Source organism: Campylobacter sp. TTU-622, from assembly GCF_016598965.1.
Lineage (GTDB): Bacteria > Campylobacterota > Campylobacteria > Campylobacterales > Campylobacteraceae > Campylobacter_D.
Window position 1 is genome coordinate 1 of the sequence record NZ_JAENKR010000078.1, and the last position, 6,108, is coordinate 6,108.

The 6,108-nt window shown below is 25.5% G+C and carries 5 protein-coding genes; 2 read left to right on the forward strand and 3 right to left on the reverse strand.

From position 1 onward, the window contains the following. A partial coding sequence (locus JG677_RS06650) for an AMP-binding protein (protein WP_200285861.1) occupies positions 1 to 972 on the forward strand: 972 nt, incomplete at its 5' end. 4 nt (positions 973 to 976) lie between these two features. Here the strand turns inward: JG677_RS06650 and JG677_RS06655 are convergent. Then, a complete protein-coding gene (locus JG677_RS06655; RefSeq protein ID WP_200285864.1) occupies positions 977 to 2,176 on the reverse strand; it encodes an ABC transporter permease in 1,200 nt (399 codons plus the stop codon). After that, complete coding sequence (secA, locus tag JG677_RS06660; RefSeq protein WP_200169126.1) at positions 2,173 to 4,755, reverse strand: preprotein translocase subunit SecA; 2,583 nt, start codon at positions 4,753 to 4,755, stop codon at positions 2,173 to 2,175. The genes JG677_RS06655 and secA overlap by 4 nt, the downstream gene beginning before the upstream one ends. 103 nt (positions 4,756 to 4,858) lie before the next feature. Here secA and lolA point away from each other — a divergent pair, with 103 nt between their 5' ends. Next, on the forward strand, positions 4,859 to 5,365 hold the full coding sequence (lolA, locus tag JG677_RS06665) for a LolA-like outer membrane lipoprotein chaperone (RefSeq protein WP_200169127.1): 507 nt from the start codon (positions 4,859 to 4,861) through the stop codon (positions 5,363 to 5,365). Here the strand turns inward: lolA and JG677_RS06670 are convergent. Next, positions 5,362 to 5,997: a hypothetical protein gene (locus JG677_RS06670; RefSeq protein WP_200169128.1), complete on the reverse strand. Its 636-nt coding sequence runs from the start codon at positions 5,995 to 5,997 to the stop codon at positions 5,362 to 5,364. The two genes, lolA and JG677_RS06670, sit on opposite strands and share 4 nt — an antisense overlap. Between the last annotated feature and the right edge of the window lie 111 nt (positions 5,998 to 6,108).

Genomic DNA, 6,108 nt, shown 5'->3' on the forward strand with positions numbered 1-6,108 from the left:
CCAAATTCATTTGAAAATCTGCTTTGCAATCTTAGTATTTTATTATCACAAAAAGTTATTATAAATTTAAATTATAATGATAAAAATATTTATTCCATTATTCAAAATTCAAATATCAAACAAATTTATACATCAAAAGTTTTTTTTGAAAGTCTTAATTTAAATTTCAATGATAAAAATATTCATTTAATTTTTATGGAAGATATTTTAAAAACTATAAAAGATCAACAAAATAAAATATTTTTATATACGCTTTTAATAAGTGTTTTTCCAAAAAGTCTTTTAAAACTTATATTTTCGCCTTCAAAAAATAATCTTGCCATTACAAATATAAATTACGAAAATAATCAAGGTATAATGTTTAACAATCGCAATATTCTAAGTACTATTATGCAAATATCAGTTCGATTTAATTTAAGAAATGATGATATGATATCATCTTCATTGCCTACTTATAGTTTTTTTGGCTTTATTATGACTTTCCTTCCTATTTTAACTGGAGTTAAAGCTATTATTAATACAAATTTTAAAAATAAAATTGCAAATCAAATTACAATAATATGCGAAGAAACAAATGCCTTTAAAAATTACATTCAAACTTTAAATGAAAACACATTTATAAATACAAGAATTATTTTAAGTGGTGGCAAAATCGATCAAAATATTAAAGAAGAATTTGAGTCAAAATTTAAAAAAAGAATTTTTTCTACATTTGGATTAAATGAACTTTCACCTATAATAAGTATTAATACAAATTCAAATCAAAATAACTTGGGTCAAATTCTAGATGGTATAGCTATAAAAATCGATACAGATGGAACTATATTATTAGGTGGACATCAAGTTATGGTTGGATATTTAAACAATAAAAAACTAACCGATGAAGCGATTAAAGAAATAGATGGGATACGCTGGTATAACACGAAAAAAATAGGATATATTGATGAAAATAATTCTTTATATATATTATAAAGAATTATTCATTTCTTAAAGTATCTAAAACATTAACTTCTGTTGCTTTTTTTGCTGGATAGTAAGAAGATAAAGCAACAATGATTAAAGCTCCACATATAGTCAAGAAAAAATCAATCATTGATAAATCAAGAGGTAGTTTTGTTGTTCCATAAACATCTGCAGGAAGAGAAATAATATCAAAATTTCCCAAAAGCCATAAAATAATAAAAGCTAAAATAATACCACATATCATACCGCTTCCACCAATTAGCATACCCAAAGAAAAAAAACTTTTTTTAATCTCTGCCCTACTAGCTCCTAAGGCTAATAAAAGAGCAATTTCACTACGACGATTCATCACTATCATAAGTAAAGAACTTACTATATTTAAACTTGCAACAAGAATAATAAGCATTAAAACTATAAATAAAGCTCTTTTTTCTAAAGCTAGTGCCGAAAAAAAGTTTTGATTTTGCTCCCACCAACCAACGCTTATATAATCATCTCCTAAATATTGTTTTATTTTTTTAAGATCTTCAAAGGCATTGGTGCTATAAATATGAATACCATCATAATCTTGTTTTCTATTTAAAATTTTTCTTAAAGCATTTACATCAGCATACATATAAGCCTTATCATAAAATAAAAGCCCTGAATGAAATTGTGCTTTAATGTCAAAACGTTTTGTTTTAGGAGTTAAAGAAAATCCACTCGCATCAAGATTTGAGAAAATAATAGCTAACTTATCCCCTCTTTTCAAACCAAACTCACGCACTAAAGCAGAACCTACTAAAATATCGAAATTTTGTATTTGATCAATTATTAGGGCTTTTTTAACTATCTCATTAATCTCTTTTTCATCTTGAAAATTGACCCCAAATAATACTCCACCTTCAAAAGAATTATCTGTTTTAATAATTACTTGAGTGCTAATATAAGGGCTAAATTTAAGTTGAGGAAATTCTTTTTTTAATTTATCAATTAAATTATCATCAATCAAAGAGTAAAATTTAGGCATAATAGTAATAGGATAATTCATTACAAAAAATCTTTTTTCAAACTCTTTATCAAAGCCATTCATTATAGCCATTGCTACCAAAAGCACACAAAGACCGACACTAACACCTAAAAAGGCTAAAAGCATAGAAAGATTGATAAAAGGTTGCTCTTTATCAAAGCGAAGATATTTAAAAAGTAAATATCTCAAAATTCCTTTTTTCAAGAAAATATTCCTTGTTTTGGCCCACTTTTTCCGTGGCATTCTTTAAATTTTTTTCCACTACCACAAGGACAAGGAGAATTTCTTGGGACTTTTCTAAATTCCATCTCGCCCAAATTATCTTCACTTGCTCCAAATTCAACTGCATTGTCTAAAATTTTTTGATTTTCTTCATTAGCTTTTTCTTCTAAATTTTTAATATCTTTTTTATTTAAAACTATACTAAAAAGAAGTTTTATACTATCAAATTTAATACGTTCTACAAGCTCTAAAAAAAGATTATAGCTTTCTTTTTTATACTCTACTAAAGGATCCTTTTGATTATAACCTCTAAGCCCAATCCCTGTTTTTAAAATATCCATTTGATATAAATGCTCACGCCAAGCATTATCTAAAACTTGAAGGTAAATAATTCTTTCTATATTTCTTATTTCTTCTTGTGATAATTCTTGCATTTTATGATTATAAGAATTTTGCAATATCAAAACTAATTTCTCTTGAATTTGAGAATTTTCTAAATCTTTAAATTCTTTATCATCAATTTCAGTTGAACACTCATAAAGAATTTTTTGTTTTAAATTTTCAAATTTTTTATCTTCATCATAGGTTGAAAATTCATTCATAATATTAGAAACATACTCTTGAATATTTTGAGAAATTTTACTTTTAATATCATAATCCTCATCTAAAAGCTCATTGCGATAACGATATATTGTTTTTCTTTGTTCATTGGCTACATCATCGTATTCTAATAAATGCTTTCTACTTTCAAAATGTAAATTTTCAACTTTCTTTTGTGCATTTTCAATGGCTTTAGTAACTATTCTTGATTCTATACTTTCACCTTCTTGAATACCCAATTTATCCATAATGCCTTTTATGCGATCACCACCAAAAATTCTTAAAAGATTATCTTCAAGGCTTAAATAAAAACGACTCATACCAGGATCGCCTTGACGTCCAGCGCGACCGCGAAGTTGATTATCTATCCTTCTGCTTTCGTGACGCTCTGTTCCAATGATATAAAGTCCCCCTAATGCCCTTATTTCATCATCAATTTTTATATCAACTCCACGTCCTGCCATATTTGTAGCTATAGTTACAGCTCCTTTTTTTCCTGCATCTTGTATAATTAAAGCTTCTTGCTCGTGATTTTTTGCATTTAAAACATAGTGCGGAATTTTTTCTTTAACAAGCATTTTATGAAAAACTTCACTTCTTTCTATACTTGCAGTTCCAACTAAAACAGGCTGACCTTTGGAATTTGCTTTTTTAATTTCTTCTATTACAGCTTTAAATTTTTCTTCTTGAGTTTTATAAATAAGATCATCTTTATCAATTCTTTGAATTTTAATATTTGTAGGGATTGAAATTACCTCTAAATTATAAATTTGTGAAAATTCACTTGCTTCAGTTTGTGCAGTTCCAGTCATACCTGCAAGTTTATTATACATTCTAAAATAATTTTGGAAAGTTATATCAGCTAAAGTCTGACTTTCTTCTTGAATTTTTACATTTTCTTTTGCCTCTAAAGCCTGATGAAGCCCATCACTAAAACGTCTTCCTTCGCTTAATCTTCCAGTAAATTCATCTACTATAACAACTTCATTATTGCGTAATACATAATGCACATCTTTTTCAAAAAGATTATGAGCTTTTAAAGCTTGATCTAATTGATGAGCTAAGATTGCATTATCAAGACTATATAAATTTTCAACTCCAAAAAGCTTTTCAGCTTTTGCTATACCCTCTTCTGTAATAAGTATAGTTCTATTTTTTTCATCTACTAAAAAATCGCCTTCTGGTTTTTGTGGTGCCTCCACTTCTTTGGCTCGTTTCATTTTTTTAGCTACTTCATTAGCTTTAATATAGCCATCCAAAGTTCTATTTGTAGGACCACTTATAATTAGAGGAGTTCTTGCTTCATCAATTAAAATACTATCTACTTCATCAACAATAACAAAATTATATCCTCTTTGCACTTTATCCTTTGCTTCGAATTTCATATTATCACGTAAATAATCAAAGCCAAATTCATTGTTTGTTCCATAAGTAATATCGCAACTATAAGCCTTTTTTCTTTCTATATCGCTATTTTGCTCTGAAACAATAACCCCAACACTTAAATTTAAAAAATTATAAAGAGCACTCATTTGTTCTGCATCTCTTTTTGCTAAATAATCATTTACAGTAACTACATGAACACCTTTACCACTCATAGCATTTAAAACTACAGGTAATGTAGCAACCAAGGTCTTACCTTCACCTGTTTTCATTTCTGCAATTTTTCCCTCATGTAAAACCATACCACCAATTAGCTGAACATCAAAATGACGCATATTAAGAGTTCTTTTACCAACCTCTCTTACTATTGCAAAAACATCATTTAAAATTTCATCTAAACTTACTTGATTATTTAAAACTTGTTCTTTTAAATTTGCAAAAATATTTTTTAATTCTTCATCTTGCATTTTCTGATATTTTTCTTCGAGAGAATTTATTTTTTCAACGCGTTTAAAATATTTTTTTATTTCACGATCATTTTTTGTTCCAAGTAAAGTTTTTAAGGTGCTTAAAAACATAATTTAGCCTTTTGATTAAAATCTTTTAAACTATCATTATAACTATTATTTAATTAAACTTAGCTAGAATGCTTTAAAAAATATTTATTTTTTAAGGAATTTTATGAAAATCGTGTTTATTTTATTAAGTATGATGATTAAAATTTTTGCTCTTGATCTAAGTTTTGAAAATTTTTCAAGTGATTTTATCCAAAGCATAGATAATAAAAAAACAAAAATCAATTATACAGGTCATTTTACTATAACCCACAATAAAGCTCTTTGGAATTATCAAAATCCCATACATAAAGATATTTTCATAGATAACAATAAAATCACTATTATAGAATATGATTTAGAGCAAGTTATTATTTCAAAACTTGAAAATATTCCAAATTTAAATGAAATTTTTAAAAATGCTAAAATGATTGATCAAAATACTTATGAAGCTAAGTATGAAAATACTACTTATGTTTTAAAATTAAAAGAAAATCAAGTGGAAAATATTTCTTATAAAGACGAATTTGATAATAATGTCAATATTAAACTATTCAATCAAAAAAGAAATATTCGTATTAATGAAAATTTATTTATACCAAAAATTCCAAAAAATTTTGATATTGTTTCTTAAAAAGTTTGATTTTCATCAAGCTTTATCTCAAATCCAGTAGCACTACTTGAATTATTTTCTTTTTTGCTAATATTATTTTCTTTAAATATCTGAGGCAAAACATTAGATGTATTATTATCTAGCGTTAAATTATTTTCTAATTTTATATTTTCTATTTTAGATAAATTTAAATCATCATTTAAAGAAACATTTGGGACTTTAGGAACTTCTGGAGCTTTAATATGTGGTATTTGCTCTGAATTTTCTTTTTCTTGTTCTTGAGATTTTAAAAACTGCTTTAACTCTTCTATATCAAATTTTTCAACACTATTTAAAGATAAAATATAAATAGAATTAATTTTTATTTTATATTTTTTATAAATAAATTTTTCTAGTGTCTGTTTAAACGTCCCTTTTCCGAGTTCTGTAAAAATATCTTCATAAAAAAAACTCGAAATTACACTATTAATACTATCAATAATTTTTGCTTTATTATTTTCTAAATTCTCTCCATTAATTTCTAAAGAAATATTAATTTTTTTAAGCAAATTATTACTACTCTTAGAATAAAGATCTGTTTTTAAATCTGTAATTTCTAAAGTATCAGCACATAATAAAAATGGTATTATTAAAATAAAAAAATATTTTTTCATATTTCATCCTTTTCTAAATCTAAGAAATTATTTTTTTTATAAAATTTTAAAACTTGTGTATCAATTTTTAAGCTATTATAAAAATAAGATCTAAAATTATCAATCCTAGAA